At 65.3% G+C, this 18,740-nt stretch carries 12 protein-coding genes; 6 read left to right on the top strand and 6 right to left on the bottom strand.

Annotation, left to right across the window (positions count from 1 at the left end; genetic code table 11):
• Positions 1-10 precede the first annotated feature (10 nt).
• The 5 genes from VNH11_13895 to VNH11_13875 form a co-directional block, all read right to left on the bottom strand.
• On the bottom strand, positions 11-982 hold the full coding sequence (locus VNH11_13895; protein HVA47457.1) for an alpha/beta fold hydrolase: 972 nt from the start codon (positions 980-982) through the stop codon (positions 11-13).
• Between the two features lie 10 nt (positions 983-992).
• Positions 993-2,012: a serine/threonine-protein kinase gene (locus VNH11_13890; protein ID HVA47456.1), complete on the bottom strand. Its 1,020-nt coding sequence runs from the start codon at positions 2,010-2,012 to the stop codon at positions 993-995.
• Positions 2,013-2,028: 16 nt separating this feature from the next.
• Positions 2,029-2,703 carry a hypothetical protein gene (locus VNH11_13885; protein HVA47455.1) on the bottom strand — a complete coding sequence of 225 codons (675 nt, stop codon included), beginning with the start codon at positions 2,701-2,703 and terminating at the stop codon, positions 2,029-2,031.
• 15 nt (positions 2,704-2,718) lie between these two features.
• Positions 2,719-3,381: an RNA polymerase sigma factor gene (locus VNH11_13880; protein ID HVA47454.1), complete on the bottom strand. Its 663-nt coding sequence runs from the start codon at positions 3,379-3,381 to the stop codon at positions 2,719-2,721.
• Between the two features lie 182 nt (positions 3,382-3,563).
• Positions 3,564-7,415, bottom strand: coding sequence for a family 10 glycosylhydrolase (locus VNH11_13875; GenBank protein ID HVA47453.1), 3,852 nt, complete (start codon positions 7,413-7,415; stop codon positions 3,564-3,566).
• A 300-nt stretch (positions 7,416-7,715) separates the two neighbouring features.
• Between VNH11_13875 and VNH11_13870 the strand changes: the two genes are divergently transcribed.
• Complete coding sequence (locus VNH11_13870) at positions 7,716-8,300, top strand: sigma-70 family RNA polymerase sigma factor (GenBank protein HVA47452.1); 585 nt, start codon at positions 7,716-7,718, stop codon at positions 8,298-8,300.
• The gene (locus tag VNH11_13865) at positions 8,285-8,485 is read left to right on the top strand and encodes a hypothetical protein (GenBank protein ID HVA47451.1); all 201 of its coding nucleotides are present in this window, start codon (positions 8,285-8,287) and stop codon (positions 8,483-8,485) included. The genes VNH11_13870 and VNH11_13865 overlap by 16 nt, the downstream gene beginning before the upstream one ends.
• 6 nt (positions 8,486-8,491) lie before the next feature.
• Here VNH11_13865 and VNH11_13860 read toward each other — a convergent pair whose 3' ends face one another.
• Positions 8,492-8,629 carry a hypothetical protein gene (locus VNH11_13860; GenBank protein HVA47450.1) on the bottom strand — a complete coding sequence of 46 codons (138 nt, stop codon included), beginning with the start codon at positions 8,627-8,629 and terminating at the stop codon, positions 8,492-8,494.
• A 208-nt stretch (positions 8,630-8,837) separates the two neighbouring features.
• Here VNH11_13860 and VNH11_13855 point away from each other — a divergent pair, with 208 nt between their 5' ends.
• The 4 genes from VNH11_13855 to VNH11_13840 all read left to right on the top strand — a co-directional run.
• Positions 8,838-10,913, top strand: coding sequence for a hypothetical protein (locus VNH11_13855; protein ID HVA47449.1), 2,076 nt, complete (start codon positions 8,838-8,840; stop codon positions 10,911-10,913).
• 97 nt (positions 10,914-11,010) lie between these two features.
• Entirely contained in the window at positions 11,011-13,128 is a 2,118-nt protein-coding gene (locus VNH11_13850) for a carboxypeptidase-like regulatory domain-containing protein (GenBank protein HVA47448.1), read from the top strand.
• A 232-nt stretch (positions 13,129-13,360) separates the two neighbouring features.
• Positions 13,361-13,735 (top strand): BlaI/MecI/CopY family transcriptional regulator, encoded by a 375-nt coding sequence (locus tag VNH11_13845; protein HVA47447.1) that lies wholly within the window; start codon positions 13,361-13,363, stop codon positions 13,733-13,735.
• Between the two features lie 10 nt (positions 13,736-13,745).
• On the top strand, positions 13,746-18,740 hold a 4,995-nt coding region (locus VNH11_13840; GenBank protein HVA47446.1), incomplete at its 3' end, for a M56 family metallopeptidase.

Genomic DNA, 18,740 nt, shown 5'->3' with positions numbered 1-18,740 from the left:
CGATCCAGAATCACGACGTGAGCCAGCCCACGATTCGTTCGTCGAGCCAGCGATGGTCGCCTTCGCGCCAGCCGACGTAACCCAGGTGGCCGCCGTGCCGCGTGATCTCCAGTTCCACGCTCGGACAATCGCGCAGCCGCTCCAACGGCGCCGCGGGCACCAAAGGGTCGTCCTGAGCGGCAATCACCAATGCCGGCCGCCGAATGTTTTCGGCCACGCGGGCCGCGCTGGACAGCCGATAATAGTCGTCGGCCCGGCCGAACCCGCAGACCGGCGCCGTGAACAGGTCGTCGAACTCCCACAGGCTCCGCGGCAGACGTCCGAAGCGTACAGTCGGCGCGTCGGGCAGATTCCGTTCGCGCTGGCGCACCTGGGCCACCAACAGACGCACAAAGTGACGTTCATACAACCGATTCGCCGGCCGATGCACGTGCCGCACCGCCGCCAGCAAGTCGAACGGAGGACACACGGCCACCGCCCGGTCGAGATGGCCGCACCGCTCCTCACCCAGCTCGCCCAGCAGCTTGAGCGCGATATTGCCGCCCATCGAAAAGCCGACGAGCGCGGCCGGCGAACCGGGACACAAGCGGGCGATCGTCTCCAGCGCGGCGGCCGCGTCTTCCGAGCGCCCGCCGTGATAGGGCAGCCGGGCCAGCCCCACCCCCGCTCCACACCCGCGCAGGTCCATCCGAAAAGCGCGCACGCCGCGCGCTTCCAGCCTCGCGGCCACGCGCGGCATGTACGGGCTTTGGTGGCAACCGGCCAGCCCATGAATCAACAGTGCCACGCGGTCGCCGGGCTGCCAGCCGGCGGGGCAATCATCGTGCAACACGATCTGATCGCCGTCATCGAGCGTCACCCGGTGCTGCCGCGCCTTATAGACAAAGCGACGCCCCGGCAAATAGACTCCGGCCAGGGTCTGAAAGTGTCCGCCGCGCAGCAGCGGGTGAGGTCGAAAGGTGCTGGTGGCGGGCGCGAGCATCGTCGCCGGTTCAGGTTTGACCGGCCACCTCCTTCAACCGCGTCGCAACCGCGTCGGCGTCGGCAAGCCGCTCGCGCGGATCCTTGGCCATCAGATCGCCGACCAACTCCACAAACTCCTCGCTCAGCGAGGCGTTCAGCAGCCGTGGGTGCCGCGGCAGGGCGTGAAGATGCCCGTCCAGCTTGGCCGTCAACGTGGGTCCCGGAAAGGGGACTTTGCCGGTCACCGCGTAGTACAGCGTGCAACCCAGGGCATACAGGTCGGTCGCGGGAGAAAACGTGCCCGGCTGCTGAATCTGCTCCGGCGCAAGAAAGTCGGCGGCGCGAGCGGCGGCCTTGCCGTCGGTGTTTGCCGAAGGCGCGTGGCTGAAGAAGCCGGCCAGACCCAAGTCGGAAAGCTTGACCTGGTCTTCCGGCGTCACCAACAGGTTGCTCGGCTTCACGTCGCGATGCGTCAAGCCGCGGCCATGCGCGTAGGCCAGCCCCTCGGCCGCCTGAGCGACGAGAGCGGCGGCACGACGCATGGAAAGCTGCCCTTGCCGGCGCGCCAGCTTTCGCAGGTTGGTGCCGGGCACGTATTCCATCACCAGAAAGTGAACGTTGCGATGGTGGCCCGCATCGAAGGCCCGCACCAGGTGGTTGTGGTCCAACTGCCCCTGCGTGCGGATCTCCGTATTGAACTTTTCGATCGCCTCGGGCGATGAAATTCGCCGCGGCAAAACCTTGATGGCCACAATGCGGCCCATCAGCGAATGCTCGGCCATATAGACGTCGCCGGTGCTCCCCTTGCCGAGCGAATCGACGATGCGATAAGGGCCGAGAGTGAACGTGCTGCGTCCGGCGGCCAGCTGTGTCGCCTGCCACGAATTCACCCGCCCCATGGCGATGAGCTGGATGGCCAGGTCGTCGTCGGTGAGAGCCTGCCGCGTGGGCGATTTTCCAGCTCGCAGGGCCTGCCGGGCCTGCTCCAGGTCATCTTGCGTCACCAGACCGCTGGCAACCGCGCAGCGTTGAAACGTTGAGGCAGGCAAGCGAGAACCCTCATGCTTAATGACATGCTTGACACGCTTGTACAAAACCGCCGAGGCGCGCGGCCGGCAACAGCGAATTGCCGCGGGCGGCATGACAACCCAGGCAACAGGCAAGCTGCAGGGCATCTTCCGCGGCCTGTCCCGGACGGGCGGCGGCCAGCGTCAGCCCGGCCACCGGTTGCCGGCACGGACCGCCCAGCGACAGCTCTTGTGCCCATTGGCGCGCGTCGGTATCCAATCGCCAACTCGCGGCGACGGCCACGGCGGGCGGCATGCCGCGCCGGGCCATCGCACCTTGCAGAACGACCTGTCGCAGCAAGCCGGCCAGCACCAGACCGACGCAGGCCGCGGCGGCAAATCGAGCGGCAGATCGCCAAGGCCAAACGCCCGGCGCGGTCGGCAACGCTTCCGGCTGCCGCGCTCGTCGTGTGGCGACGGCTTGCTTCGTCTTGAGAGATGCGGCGGAAGGCCCGCTCCAGGGCTCGGCCGCGCCGCCATAGCAAGGCAAGCTGCCGCTTTCTTCGGGGCCGATCGCCTCCTGCAGCAACTCGATGGCGGGCCGCAGCGCTTCGGCCAACTGGCGGCAAGCGTCGCAATGGTTCAGGTGCGACTCGACGATGCCGTCGGAAGGCGCACCGGTGGGGAACGGACCGCGGGTCAGAATGTCGAAGACTTCGTCGCAATGGATCATAACCGTCACTCTCGCTCAATGCCCATCGGCGGCCCGGCTGTCGGGCGGGCCGTCTTGCCGCCGTGTTCTCGGAGCGGCGCACTCTTGTTCCGCCTGGCGGACCATTTCCGCAAGCCGCACCAGACCCCATTTAACGCGGTTTTTCGCCGTTCCCAGGCTGCACTGCATGGTCTCGGCAATTTCGTCGAATTTCAGTCCGCCGAAGAAACGCAGCCGCAACGCGTCGGCCTGCGCCGCCGGCAAATCTTTCAACAGCGATTCCAGCAGCTCCGACCGTTCCTGCGCCAGCAGCCGTTGCCAAGGCGGCGCTTCGCCGCGCTCGATGCTGGCCTGATAAACCGCCGGCTCGACCTCGGAGGCTGGCTGGTCGTCGAAACCGTAGACGCGAGGCCGCCGCAGCCTGCCCGTCCATGAGCGGCGGCACTGGTTCAAGAGGATCGTCCAGAGCCAGGTGCGGAAGTTGTTCGTTTCGCGGTAGCTGCCGCGCCATTGGAAGGCGGCCAGCAGCGTCTCTTGCACGGCGTCTTCGGCCCAATCGGGGCGGCCCAGCCGGCTTTGAGCCACGCGCAGCAGGGCCGGCCGATAGCGGCGGACGATTTCGGCGAAGGCGGCGCGGTCGCCCTCTTGCGCCTGGCGCATCAACTGCCGATCGGAGATGGGCGGGCCGGAGTCCGACATGGTTCCATTTTGCGCTCGGACCCGCCTCGGCGGCAATAGGGCGGCGCCCCAAAAAAACCTCCCTGGCCGTTGAATTGCCCCGTCTGCGCCGATGCTCTCGCAGTGGCAGGACGAAGTCGCTGGAAGACGTGATGGTCCGGCAGCCAGGAATGACGCTCAACAACCGAAGATCCAAAACCGTTTCACCGCCACCAGCGGAGGCTGTCTTTCACGCGCTCATAAAGTCCCGTCTTGGGCGGCGGCGCGGCGGGGGCCGCACGCCGCGGACGCGGATGGTTGGCGATCGGTTCCTGCGTCAGGGGCACATAGGTGCGCAGATAACGGGGCCAATAGCCGTCGAGCAACTGCCAACAATCGGCGTACTCTTTCTTCTCCAGCTTGGCCCCGGCCCGTTGAATGGCCAACCAGACCAAGGTCACCAGATCGTTGCCTTCCCGCTTTTCCAGATCGAACGTCCGCACGTCGTCGAGCCAGACCTCGCCGTTGCCGTCGCACGTGAACCGCAACCGCAAGGGCGAGATGTCCACGGTCGGCAGGTTGTCAAACACAAAGCTGTACATTTTCCACTCGTCGCCCAATCGGACTGCGTTGCGCGCGTCCGGTATGCTCTCCTGCCGGCGATAGACGTTGCCCGACACGGTGCCCTCCAGCGCTAACGTAAGCTTCGGCGGCGGGCCGGCGTGTTTGGCGCGCATCCACACCGAGACCGAAAGCCAACCCGTGGCCGGAGCGGGAAACGCGGCACTGGCCAGCGTCACCTTGCCGCCCCGGGCCGAAAGCTTCACACACTGCTGGCCGGCGTACGGCTCTTGGTTGTCGAGCACGACCTCTCCTTGCTGTGCGGGAACCAGGCGTGCCAGCGCCCCGGCCGGAGCGCTTTCCCAACCGGAGATGCCGCCGCGCACCGCGGGCCGCTCGAAGTCGCCGTTGGCCGGTGCGTCGAGCGGCAAAGGCTCTTTCAGCACGCGGGCGCGTTCCGTCAGGTCTTGAATGCGGGCATCGAGCTGGGCGACAATTGTCCTGTCGAGGCGGACCTCGGCCCCGGAAAGCTTCACGTTTTCGGTGGAGAAGGCGACGGCCAAGAGATCGTAGGGTTCCAGCGGCACCAGCCAATTCTGCTTGTAGCCGTCGCCGGAAGGAATCGTGGCCCGGCGGCCCGGATAGAGGCTCCGCACCGTACATTCGGCCGCCTTCTCGACCGTCAGGCTGACATCGACCTTCCAGGGAGAATCGTTGGCGAAGTAGACGTAGGTCCGCCCGTCGTGCGAGAGCGACCGCACCGTCACCGGCTGGCAATGGCCCTCGACCGTTGCGAAGGGCAGGTTGGGCAAACCGCGATAGGCCGCCACCAAGGGCCCCAGTTCGTGCTCCTGGCCGAGGGGCAGCAAGCGGCCACCGTCGAACATGGCCCGGGCATCGAGCGTCGCCACGGCGTGAACGAAGCGACGCCGCGTGTGTTGCGCGGAGGGCACCACTTGCGCCAGGTGGCGCGACGGCACGCCCTTGAACGGGTTCTTGGCATCGAACGACTTCAGCCGGCTTTCCCGCGGTTCGTGATAGAACAGCGCGGCGGTGACCGGCTGCTCGGCAAACAGCCGGTCGAGCTGCTGGTCGAAATTCAGTTCCAGGTTGACCGCCTGGGCCGCCAGCGACTGCAAGGGAGCCACCCATTGCGGCCGCATGATGACCACGTCGTCGCGCTTGGCCTGGCCTTGAGGGTCGATGCCGACGCTGAGCAGGGCCTCTTCGTTCTTGGTGGTGACGCGGCTCAGCACCGGGCGGAGCTTGTGCGCCATTTCGGGCCGATCGAACAGCCCCGTCCCGGCCAGATACAGCTTCAGCCCCGGCCGCTCGGCTGCGATCTGGGTCTGCATGCGGCTGTAGAAGGCCGTCATCTCGGCTGCCCGCCATTGGAGCCATGGGGTCCGGGCTTTCTTTTCGATCCAGGCAACGCGGCCCGCCAGGCCGCCGTCGGCCGGGGGAAGCCGCTCGCCGCTGGCGGCTTCGAAGGCGGCCAGGGTCTCGTCGTCGTAGCCGCAGTCGTCGCCGGGAAGCTGGGCGTAGCCGTCGGCCGTAAGCTGCAGGGCCAGTCCGCCGAACGACGGATGATGACGGTAACGGTGCGCCAACTCGCGCGCGACCTCCATCATCGCGGTCTGCACCTGTTCGTTGAGCGGATTGTAATAGGGGCCGATGTGCTGCCGCGGGGGATGGTGCTTCAGCCAGGGCTGACCGTCTCGCCCGACCAGTTCGATCCCCCCGCCGCCGGGTCCGTCGCGACGCAAATTCTCGAGTGCCGGCAGCGGAGCGGAGAAATCGAGTGCGGGAACGAGCGTCAGCCCTTCGCGGTCGAAGAGGCGAAAGAGCAGCTCCAGCACGTCCTTGCGATAGACATCCTGGCCGGTGGTGAAGTACGCGCCGGTGTCGTAGCGCGGCGTGGGAGAGAGCAGCTCGCTGGGGTAGATGGCGCTGCCGTCGGCCAGCACGGTGAGCATCAGGCCGTTGTATCCGACGTAGTTCAGGTACTCGACGAGCCGGCTGCCGCCTTCGTAGAAGGTCCGCCAGTCGTCCAGCCGGTACTTGTGAATGGGATCGACCGCCTGATTGGCGGAGAAGTTGGCGGCAAACAGCGGCCGGTCGTAATAGCCGGCCAGCAGTCGGCCGTTCGGCTGATCGCCGGCGGGAAAGCGGCGGGGCAGCGAGCTGTGGCTTTGCCAATCGTCGCGATCGAAGACGGCGGCCATGCCCGGACGACGCGGTCCGAGCACGCGGATTTTGCCATACACGGCTTTCGAGCCGTCGAGCCGCAGCAGGGGCGTCTTGGTGCGCGGCCAGAACACCAGCCGGTGCAGGTTCATCTTCGGTTCGACCTCGGCCCCGTCGTCGGGCAAGTAAACGCCCGAATCGAGGCCGGTCGGCGTGACCACCGCCGTGTCGTTTGGCTCGACAATGCTGACGCCGAGCACTTGCGGCACGTCGTTGGGATACTGTATTTCGACGATGTGGGGTTCGCCCGGCCGATCGATCGGCAAGGGGTAGGCCTCCCAGCCCGCGGCGTTCCTGGCGCCAATCTGCACCAGATTGCCGAGCGAATGCTGCCAGACGGCGGCATCGCCGCTGCCCAAGGGCCTGCGCAGCGACGGCAGCATCGGAATGCTCGGCAATCGCTGCCACCAGGTGGGGTTGGCGGGGTCGATTTCCACGACGGTTTCCGCCGGCGGCTCGCTGCCCCCTTGGGGCAAGTGCGGACCGGGGCTGAGCACGACGAATTGGATTCGCCGGCCGCCGCTCACCGGCGACCAAAGGCCGAACCGGTGGCGGGTCGGCTGGAGATCGAGATCGTAGACGCCCTCTTGCTTCGGCAGAGGCAGCGAGAACGCCACGGGCGGCGACGAGCCGTGCTCGTCGAGCTGACATTCCTTTTCCAGGACGCCGGCGTCGCTCTTGTCCAGTGCGTTCGTCAGCCGGGCCTGCAAGCGGAGTCGGGCGCCGGCGGCCTCGGCAAGACAGGTCGGCGTCACCTCGATTTCGAGCGGCTCGTCGGACTGGTAGATCAAGGCGTCGCGGTCGAGCGTGACTCGCAGCTTGTCTCCCGGCGCGCGTAGCACTCGCAATACGTTCTTGCGGTCGTCGAGCTGGCCGTCGAACCTGCGATGGATCAACTGCGCGAGGGGAATCTCCCGAGGCGTTCCGCTGATCGGATTGTCAGCCGGCGAGAGCGCGACGATCAACGAGGCCTCGAGTGGGGCGTCGACGTCGACATCGACGCCGTCGTACGGCCGAGCGCTGGGCTGGCTGACGGATAAGCGGCCTTCTTCGATCCACATCGAGCCGGGTTCGTCGGCTTCGATGCCCAGCGGCGAGGGGTTCGACAGCACGCCCTCGCTCAGGGCCAGGGTGCCCTGCCATTTGCGGGCGAGGCCTCTGCCCCATTCGATGCGCAGGCGAAGGGCGGGCGCGCGCGGGGCGCCGTCGTCGCTCTCGTCGGCCGAGGCCACGGCGGGCGCGAGCGCCAAGACAAGTAGCAACGGCACCGCGCACGCGGCGCGAGCCGGCAACTGCCGCGATGCTGTCGGGCGTCGTCCGATCATCTCGGTTGGCCCAAGCGAATGGAACGGGTGGTGAGACTGGCAGGGTACACTGCCCGAAAGGGCCGGGATTATAATGAGGCAGGCCGGACGAAACTATGCCATCTTAACAGCGAATTCTGGGCCGATTGGGAGAAGTGGCGAAGTTCGCCAAACACTTGGGCACCCTCGCGCATTGTCTTGTTAGGGCGGCCACGAGCACGGGAAGCGACTGTGACGAATGCGGCTCTAAAACAGGAGGTCGCAATGCCTTCGGGCCGGCCCACCGGCCGCAGGCGGCGAGATGCGGTGCGCGCCGAACCCGACGACACGTTGCTGATCGCCTGGCAAGAGGCCGAACCCAAGTTGCGCCGGCTCATCGCCGCGATGGGCGTGGCACGAACCGAAGTTGACGACGTACTGCAGAATGTTTATCTGGCCGCGCATCAAGCCAAGTCGTTGCCGTGCGGCCAGGAGGATTGCCGCCGCTGGTTGTTCCGCGTGGCGATCAACCGTTGCCGCTTGCAGCACCGCCGACGGCGAAGCTGGCTGAACGTTTGGGAAAAGCTGCAAGCGGTATGGACGGAGCTGTCGCGCGGCAATGCAAGCCAGGCGGCAGCGGAAAACGAAGAGCAGCGGGCGCTGCGGCTGGCCTTGCGGCGATTGCCGCCCGAACTGCGAAACCCCATTGTGCTGCGCTATTACTGCGACCTGAACTCGACTGACATCGGGCAAATACTGGACCTGCCGCCCGCCACGGTGCGCGGCCAATTAAGCGCCGCGCGGCGGCGGTTGGCCGACGCGCTGATCTGGCCAGCTTTGCCGCGCAGCAGAAAGTGCTTGATGAGTTGATCGACGGTCAACGGCGGCTTGCCGAACTTGCTCAGTTAAAGAACCAAATCCAACCGCTGAAAGCCGCCATCGAAACCGCCGACGAAGGGCTAAAACGTTGCAACGCGATCCTGGCCGACGCGAAGCCGTTCGATCTCGTCGACGACACCGTGGTGATTCGCCCCGTGCGGTTCCAGCTTGAATGACCGGGCCTACCGCTTCGTTTTTCCAGCGGGCTTCTTCTTGCCGGCAGCTTTGGCCGCGGGCTTTTTCGCCCCCTTCTGGCCGCTGAAAATCGACTGCCAGCCTTCCGCGTACTTTTTCGTCGAACCAACGTGAGTCACCGTCACGGCAAGCTCCCCCTCTCAAAAACACGAACCTGAGCAACAACAGCAGCCATTGATGGCTTACTGAGAAACAGTTACCGCATCGCTCTCCGCGGGTCAAGGGGCAGTGGCAAACGACACTGATTTCGAGGCGGATATTTGCTTTCGCCACTCGCGGCGCGGCATAATGCTGGCGGGCACGGAAACCATCCCTTGCTTCGTGAGGCCAACGATGACTCGGCTCCGAATCGGTCGCACTTCGTCGCTCTCGGCAACTCTCTGCGCGGCACTCTTGCTTCTTGCCACGGCCGCGTCGGCAATTGCCGAAGAGCCGGCCGTCATTCGCGGGCGCGTGCTGTTGCCCGACGGCAAGCCGGCCGCGGCGGCGGAGATTCATTGGTTGCAATTGAAACCGAAGGCCGACGACGCACCGGCCGAGCTCTGGTGGGAGAAACGCGCGGTCACGGACGACGAGGGACGGTTTGAATGGACGTTGGAAAAGACCGATGCCAAGATCGGTCCGGCGAACCGGCCTCCGCTGATTGCCTACAAGGCGGGCTTCGGGCTGGACGGCTTCACCGTCGGTCGCGACGACGCAAAGACGGAGCTTTCGCTACGACTTACGGAAAAATGCCCCATTCGCGCGCGACTGGCGGATACGGAAGGCCGGCCTGTCAAGGGCGCCAAAATCGTCGTCAACGGTATCGAAGCGGCAGAAGACGGGCCGCTCGATCGCTTGCTGGAAAAATGGAAACGGAATTCGCAATCACTCATGGGCCATCCCGAGCGGATCTTGCCCCTCTACAAGGGGTTTGCGCCTTTGGCGGTCGAGACCGATGGCGAGGGGCGATATACGGTTTCGGGCGTGGGCAAGGAGAGAGTGGCGTTGCTGAAAATCATCGCGCCGGGCTACATGTCCGACGAGCTACGAGTCGTCACCCGCGAAGGCTTCGACGCCGCTGAATACAACAAGCAGATGACCGCCAACACGGGTCCGTTCATGCGCCAGCCGGGCCGGCTGCCGCGGTTCGTGGGACCCGTGTTCGATCATGTCATGGAAGCGGAGCTCGTGATCCGCGGCAGCGTATTCACCGGGCCGGACCGCAAGCCCATCGCCATGGCCAAAGTTGGCGCCGGCGGCGGTCGTCAGAACTTTTCCACAATGCCGACGACCGATGCGGCCGGGCATTTCGAAGTGCGTGGAGTGCGCCGCAGTCAAGAGGTGCCGCTGAGTGTTCATCCGCGCGGCGACTTGCTTTCTCGCGCGCTTCGGCTCGACGTTGCGCCAGGTCAGACCGTCATCGACGTGGAAGTCGAATTGAAGGCGGGGATCGTCGTCGAAGGGCGAATCTTCGATCAGGCGACGGGACTGGGCGTCCAGGGCGGCGTGGGCTATGTGCCGCTGGCCGAGAACCGCTTCGTCGAAGAACCCGGCTACGACGTCATGCGCGGAAGCTTGATCACCGGCGACGACGGGCGCTTCCGCCTTCTGGTGCCTCCGGGCCCGGGCGTGCTCAGGGCCCAGGTGCAAACAAACCGCCCGCGGTTAGACGCCAATATGCCGATACCGTATCGACAGGCAAGCTTCAATGAAGAAGATAGCAAGCGCGTGCCGACGACCGTCGGGGACGACGACCGTTACTTCACCATCTCGAGAAATCAAAGCAGCTCCCTGAGCCTCTTCGGCGCGGTCAAAGTCATCGACCCGGCGCCCGACAGTGGGCCGATCACCTGCGATTTGCCGCTCGATCGCGGCAAGGCCGTGACGATTGCCATTGAAGATGAGCAGGGCCAGGCCGTCTCGGATGCGTGGGTGGCGGGAGTCACGGATGTGTGGCCGATCACGTTCAAGATCGCCGAGCCGACCTGCACTGTTTACGGTCTCGGTGCGGACCGGCCGCGGCACTTGTGCATCCTGCATCCCGAGCGCCACTTGGCAGCGTCACTCACGCTGACGGGCGACGAGCCAGGACCGGTAACCGTTCGCCTTGGCGCGCCGGCAAGCATCGTCGGTCGCGCGCTCGATCCCGACGGAGCGCCCCTGGCCGATGCGGTTGTGGAGGTCAATTACTTCGGCCGCAGCGCGTCGGAGCTGCTACGATTCGCGCGCATGGAGCAGGCGCCGCTCAAGACCGATGCTGAGGGCCGGTTCCAGGTGGAAGACGTCTTGCCCAACGAGCGGCTCGCGCTCGGCTTCAAGCAAGGCGACGCCTATTTTTATATCGACGGTCTGACGACGAAAGAACGGCAGCTCGAATCCGGACAGAAGCTCGAGCTAGGTGATGTGAAGGTGAAGCAAGTGCGGTGAACGCCGACGACTGACTTTTAGCTGGATTTGCTTTCACCACAGGCAGCGCGACATAATGCCGGCAGGCACGCCAATCCCCCCATGCTTCAGGAGGCCGATGATGACCCGACTTCAACTTGCTCGCTCTGGCGTAATCTTAGTGGCACTTGTCGCGGCGTCGTTGGCGGCTGCGGCCGGCGCCGACGAGCCGACCGTGCTTCGCGGCCATGTGCTGTTGCCCGACGGCAAACCGGCGGCGGGGGCGGGATTGTACTGGGTTCATTTCAAGGCGCCGCCACCCCGCAAGCGCGAAGATGTGCTGTTTGAGAAGCGCGCGGTCGCCGATGACGAGGGACGTTTTGAGTTGTCGCTCAGGGAGAACGACGCACCAATCTATCCGACGGCCGTCGGGATGGCCCACTGGCCATTGCTCGCCTACAAGCCGGGCTACGGGGCCGATTGGGTCTACTTCGTTCCGGATCAGGTGCCGGACGACGCCGTGCTGCGGTTGGTCGAAGATCGCCCAATTCGCGGCCGTGTGACCGACACGGAAGGCCGGCATATTGCCGGCGCCAAAGTCGCGGTCACCATGATATCCGCTTCGCCGAGCGGTAATCTTGACGATTTTCTAACGGACTGGTGGAAGCAGAGCAATCCTCGCGGCAAGCTCGAACCGAGTTTGTACGCCAGTTTCCTCCCGCTTCTCACGACTCTCACGACCGTCACCGACAAAGACGGGCGTTTCGAGCTGTCGGGTATTGGAACCGAGCGGGTGGCGTCGGTGAACATCTCCGCTGCCGGCCTCGTTTCCGACGAGCTTTGGGTCATCAACCGCGACGGCTTCGATGCCGAGAAGTACAACAAGGCGGCCCAGGCCAACATGCTGCCGCAAATGCGCAGGTTGGGAATGTTCCCCCGGTTGACCGGCCCAGTCTTCGATCACGTTGCCGAAACGGAATTGGTGGTTCGCGGCACGGTGTTTACCGGACGCGACCGCCAGCCGGTGGCGCGGGCCCTGGTTGGCTCGTCGGGCGCCGGCGTGAGGATAGGCACAGGGAACAATCCCATCGATGCGCAAACTGACGAAACGGGCCGCTTCGAGCTGCGCGGCCTGCGCCGCAGTCACGACGCCGGGCTGGGCGTTTATGGGCCCCCGGGCGGCAACCTGCTTTTCAGGTCGGTGCGGCTCGAGCTCACGCCGGGCCAGACAATCGTCGACGTCGATGTGGAGATGAAGGAGGGGGTCGTTGTCGAGGGCCGTTTGTTCGACCAGGCAACCGGCCGCAGGGTGAAGGGCAGCGTACAGTTTGTGCCGCTGCCCGGAAACCAGTATGCCGACGACCCCGGCTACGGTTGGTCCAAATTCCTGCGGACAGGGTCGAAGCAGACCGACGACGACGGCCGCTTCCGCATATTGGCCATTCCAGGCCCCGGCGTGCTGACGGCCAGGGGGGTGCAAATCGGCCGTCCAGGCATCGACGGCAACAAGCCGATGACCTATCGGCAGGCCAGCTTCAGCGAAGAAGACAGTAAACGCGTGCCGACGATAGGCGACGACGACGATCGTTATTTCGCCGGCGCGGACGATACAAGGCAGTCGCTGACAATGCAAAATGCCGTCAAGGTTCTCGACCTTGCGCCCGACGGCGGGCCGGTGACGTGCGACTTGCCGCTCGATCCCGGCAAGACCGCGACCATTGCGATCGAAGATGAGCAGGGTCAGCCGCTGACCGATGCGGTTGTCTCCGGGGTGGCGGACACGGGGCCGATCACCTTCAAAATCGCGGCGGCCACCTGCACGATTTATGGCCTTGGGGCCGACCGGCCGCGACACGTGTGCATCCTCCATGCCCGGCGCCACCTGGCCGCGTCGCTGACACTGACCGGCGGCGAGCCAGGGCCGGTGACGGTCCGGCTGCGGCCAACGGCCAGCATCGCCGGCCGTGCTCTCGACCCTGACGGAGAGCCGCTCGCCGACGCGGTGGTGCAGATCGGCTACCAGCGTCGCGCCGCTAGGGAGCTGTTTTGGTTCCTGCAGCGGGACCAGGCGCCGCTTAAGACCGACGCGGAAGGCCGGTTCCGGGTGGAAAACGTGTTGCCGGGCGAGCGGCTGACTCTGAGCTTCCAGCAAGGCGACAAGTTTTTCGGCGGTCCACGCATCACCAGCGAAAACCGCCAACTCGGTCCGGGCGAACAACTCGAACTGGGCGATTTGAAAATGAAGGCGCTCAACTGAACGACAAGGCGGCGGTAGTCGCGGAGCAACGCGGTCGACCCCGCCCGTAGCAGGCTTCGTGAGAAGTCTGGCCGCCGTCGCGAGTTGGGCCAGAACTCTCACGAGTTTCTGCTACGCAGTGTGCGCCGAACGCTTGCCCGGCGGCAGCATCAAAAGAATTCGGTTGACAGCGACAGTCTATGCTGATAGATTTATCAGAGTAAACTAACCGGCATTCAAAGGAAAGACATTCATGCCAGCACCTCGACTCGGCCGAGTGCAACTCGTCATCATGCAGGTCTTGTGGAAGCGCGGGCGGGCGACGGCCCGCGAAATCACCGACGCCATCAATCGGCGAGAACCGATCGCCCACAGCACCGTGCAGACCTTGCTGCGCGGGTTGGAGGAAAAAGGCGCCGTGTCGCACGAAGCACGGGAACGGACGTTCGTGTTCTACCCGCTGGTGGAGGAACAGGAGTTCCAGCAGAGCGCCACGCGCGACGTGCTGGAGCGCGTGTTCGGCGGCAGCGCGTCGGGCCTGGTGGCCCATCTGCTGAAGAACGAAAACGTCTCGCGCGAGGAAATCGAGGAGATTCGCAAGCTCATCAATCGACGCATCAAGAAGTGAGGTGACCGCCATGCACTGGCTTCACGCGCAAATGGCTCTGCTCGACGCGGCGCGGGCCGTCGTCTCGTTCGCGGCCAACTGGCTGCTGCAATCGACTTTGCTGATCGCGGCGGGCCTGGCCGTCGCGTGGTTCTTGGGCCGCCGCGGCTCGGCGTTGCAGTCGGCCATGTATCGCACGACGTTGGCGGCGGTAATCGTCTGCCCGCTGGTAACCTCCCTGTTGGCACGCGGCGGCGTCTCCGGCTGGTCGGTGGAATTGTCCGTGGCCTGGGGTTACGAGGAGTTGAAATCGTTTCCTCCCGAAAGTGCCGAAGAGGCCACGGTCGTCGCCAATTCTGCGGCACAGGGCGGGCCACTGCCCGGCGATTTCGGCATTGTTACGGGCGTAGGGTGGGACAAGCGAGTGGAACGAGCGCCGGCCCACCATGCGGCGCGTCCATCTCGGTGGGCCGGCGCTCGCAAGCTCGCTTTTTCCACCTTACAACCAGCGGCAGAACCACCGGTGTCGCCCAACGCGCCCGTACGGCAGTCGGCCGCCGAAGCCCGTCAGCCATCGGCGTTCCACGTGCGGGCATTCGGCTACGCGGCGATCGGAATTGCGCTGATATGGCTGGCGGTATCGGCGTGGCTTCTCGCGCGATTGGGCCTGGCTTGGCGCCGGCTAGGCCGACTGCGTCGCGCGGCGGCGGTGGCCGAGCCAACCGCGCAGCAGGCCTGCCGCGAACTCTCGGCCCTGCTTGCAGTAGCCGCGCCGGAGGTGCGTCGCAGTCCGTATCTGGCCAGCCCTTGCCTGGCGGGGCTGCGGCGTCCGGTCGTGCTGTTGCCCGAAGCCGAGGCGTCGCTGCCACTGCGCGACGTGTTGGTTCATGAGCTGGCTCACCTGCGCCGCCGCGATGGCTGGTGGAACCTGCTGATGCGACTGACCGAGGCCCTGTTTTTCTATCAGCCGCTCGTGTGGTTGCTCGCGCGCCGGCTGGAGTCTGCGGCTGAGGAGGTGTGCGACGACTATGTCGTACAGCTTGGCGGCGACCGAGAAGGGTATGCGCGCGGGCTGTTGGAAATCGCCGAGCTTTCGTCGCCGCCCGTGGGCGCGGCCGGCGTCGCTATGGTGTCGTTGCGGTCGATCTTGGCCAGGCGCGTGACGCGGATCGTCGATTCGTCGCGCAGTCTCTCCACGCGGACAGGTAATCTCTTGGTTGTCCTGATCATCGCCGGCGGGCTCATCGGGGCCACCGCCGTGGGTTTCGTCGGTCTGGGTCAACGGCCGTCGTTGGCCGACCCGCCAGCGGCATCCGACGCGGTGGATAAGAAAGCCAACGCCGAAGCCGGTAAAGCCGACGATACGGAATCCAAGCGGAAGGCCGCCGAGGAACGTGGGAAACCGCGGGAACAAACCGATAAGCCCGAGCGGGCACCAGACAACCAACTGCACGGCATCGTGGTGGGAGCGGACGGCAAGCCGGTGGCGGGGGCGAGGCTGTATTGGATCCGCGCACGCGTCCACGATCTACAGCCCGAGCCGCCGCGATTGCTGGCGACCACCGGCGATGACGGCAAATACCATTTTGCCGAACCGCCGCCGGTCGAGCCGACGATGCCGGCGAGTTGGAGCTACACGGATCGAATCGCGGTCACGGCGCCCGGCCACGGGTTCGCGTTCACCTCGCCCGACGAGATTCGCCGGGCGACGAGCCCGCCGGCAGGATTCCTTGAGGCGCTGGCGCGCGCGGTGACCGGCGCTCAACAGGAGCGGACGCGCTTGCCCGAAGCCGGCGAACCGGTCCGCGGACGCTTGATCGACATCGATGGGCAGCCGGTCGCCGGCGCGAAGGTCCGCATCCGCTGGTTCAATGGCGAAAGAGACATTGGCGGCTACGGGGATGCCGAAGCTCGCGGAGTTGAGAACGCCGTCTGGCGGCAGCGGGTCGCCAACTTAATGAACGTCATTGAGCCGGTTCAGTTGCGAGACGTATTGCCCAGCGCCGTGACCGATGCGACGGGACGCTTCGAGCTGCGCGACATCGGCGCCAAGCGGTTCGTGCAATTATTGGTGCGAGGTGACGGCATCGAAGCGACGGAAATCGTGGCCCGAAACGAGCCGGGCGAGAAAATCGTGCTCGATCGGTTCGAGGGAGGCGGTACACTGGCGGTCTACTCCAACGAGTTCGATTTCGTCGTCGGTCCCTCCAAGCCGGTCGAAGGGCGAGTGCTGGATCTTGACACCGGCGAACCGATCGCCGACGCCGTCGTGCGGGCCTTCCAGGTGCAAGGCCAGCTTGTGACCACCAGTCGAGAGCGGGAACATCTCGCCGCCACCACCGACGCGGCCGGCCGCTATCGAATCACGGGCCTGCCCGTCGGCAGCGGCAACAGCCTGGTCGCCTTTGCCACCGGCAACGCGGCATATATCCCCGTCGGGCATGCAACTGACACCTCCGCCCAGGGCGCCGTGATCGAGCGAGATTTTCGACTCAAGCGTGGCGTATGGGCTGAGGGACGCGTCTTCGACGCGGAAACCCGCAAGCCATTCACCGGAGAGATCAGCTACCATTTCTTCCAGAACCGCGAGCTGGAGGAGGCCATTCCTGGGCTGACCGAGGCCTTTTTGGACGGCCGCTATTGGACCAACGCCAACGGAGAGTTTCGCGTGCCGGTATTGCCCAGCCGCGGCATTCTGGCGTTCCGCTACGACGGTTTCGATAAGCACCACGACATCGACCGCTACCCGCGCGGGTTCGGTGCCAACGAGATTGCGGGCGGCAAGGACCTCGGCGGTGGAAAGGTTTTCCCGACGTTGCAGCAGCAGCTTATTTCGACGAACTACGAACGGGTTGCCGAGGTTTCAACGACTGCCGGGCAAGAGAGCGTCCGCGTCGACATGCCCTTGTTCGTCAGCCGCCCGGTCGCGGTGCGCGTCGTGGATCCCAAGGGCAATCCTGTGGTTGGATTCCTAGCTCACGGCGCCAACGAGCGCTGGGGATGGCAAAATCAAGAGGGGCCGCAGTTTGAAATCCAGGACTTGCTGCCTGGCGAACGACGCAAAGTGTTTGTCTTCCACCGCTGGCGAAACCTGGCGGGCGGCGGCTTCGTGCAGTACGGCGGGAAAGAGACTGTTGAGATCAAACTAGTCTCGGGGGGCAGCGTTCAAGGGCGTTTGGTCGACGCCGACGGCGAGCCGATCGATGACGCTACGATTAGCGCAGCCTTCGCCCACGATAACTCGGCGGTCTGGGCGCCGCATCCCAGCTTGGCAAGAAGTCCGACGGGAATCCCCGTCGACAAGCAAGGGCGTTTCCGGCTCGACGGGCTGATTCCCGGATGGACCTATTATTCAAACGCATCGGCGCCGCGCCCCTATCAAGGCCAAACCATAGACATGTTCATCGGCATTCCTTTCAAAGACGTGCAAGTGAATGCGGGTGAAGTCAAAGACCTCGGCGATCTGGTTGTGGGTGACGACTCCGTCTCAGACAACCAAGAGAAAGGCGCGTCGTCCACTCAGCCGGTCAAAGAAAGCATTGTCAGCGGTCGCGTGCGGGATGGCGACGGACGACCTGTCGCCGGCGCCGCCGTGGATGTGCGTTTGGCGGTCTTCGACGCGGACGATCCGCCGCTCGCATCGACCGCGACCGACGACGCGGGCCGCTTCGAGTTTTCGCTCCGCTGGCCGCAATTTGACGAACGAATCGGCGCCAAGCCCGACTTGCTCGTGGTCGCAACTGCCGACGGCCTCGCGCCCGATTGGAAGTATCTGCGCAAAGACCAACCGCCCGGCGACATTGTTCTCAACCTGCCCGAGGAGAAAACGATTACCGGGCGTATCGTCAACGCGGAAGGCAGGCCGCTCGCGGGAGTCGAACTGCGGGTCGAAACAATCCTCCGCTACGACGGCGATATGATGAAGATGGTGCTCGACGACGTCGCCCAAGGCCGAACTCTGTTGCGGATGGGCAAAGATTGGCAATACGGTGCGTTGCCGAAACAGCCGGCCCGAGTGACCACGGCAGCCGATGGACGCTTCCGCATCGCCGGACTCAGCGCCAATACCGTGGTGAAGTTGCACGTGCGCGGCGCCGGCATCCGCCACACGACCTTCGAAGCGACCACGGCGGTGCGCGAGACGATTCGCGGTCCTGCGCCGCCGGTCGAACCGACCTCCGCGCCGCGGGCTGGTCGCGTTCTGTACGGCGCCGTGTCCGACTATGTGGCCGAACCCGCGCGCAGCATTGAGGGTGTCGTGCGCGACCGCGCGACGCGGCGACCGGTGCGCGGCGTGAAGGTGCGATGTTGGAACACCACGACCGCCGTGGCAGAGACCGATGAGGCAGGCCGTTATGTTCTTGAGGGATGCGGCAAAGAGCCCAACTACACGCTCAGCGTCGAGCCGCGCGCCGACGGACCGGCCTATTTTCGCGCCAGTCCAACGGTTGCCGATGCGACCGGCCTCGCACCGCTCGTGCAAGACGTTGAACTGGTGCAAGGCATCGAGCTTCGCGGCACTATCGTGGACAGCGAAACCGGTCGGCCGCTGGTGGCTGGCATCCATTACCAACCGCTCTATCTGAATAAACACGTGGCATCTCTCGCCGAACAAGGCGTGGATCTCCACTCGCACTCGCGCTCCGGCCCCGACGGCTCGTTCCGCATCGTCGTCGCGCCTGGGCCTGGCGCGCTGGCGGTCGATCGCCCGGACGGCGTGCCGAACGGGTACGCGACGATTCGCGTCGGTTACGACGACGTGGTCAAGCTTTTCGAGCGGTCGCCGGAACATCGCGCGTTGGCGCACTTGCCGGAGCTGAAGCGGGGCTTACCCGACTCCTTGCCCACGGCCCGCGCTGGTCTTGCATTTGGCTTCATGAGCCAGGTCGGCCACGCGCGGACGGTGCTCATTAGTCCCGACGCGCGGACGCCGCCAGAACCGCTGGACGTGCGCCTGGTGCGCGGCCGGACCCTGAGCGGACAAGTGCTCGACGCCAGCGGCCAACCTTTGGCCGGCGCGAGGGCT

The organism is Pirellulales bacterium, assembly GCA_035533075.1.
Lineage (GTDB): Bacteria > Planctomycetota > Planctomycetia > Pirellulales > JAICIG01 > DASSFG01.
This window is presented reverse-complemented; position numbering and strand designations above follow the sequence as displayed.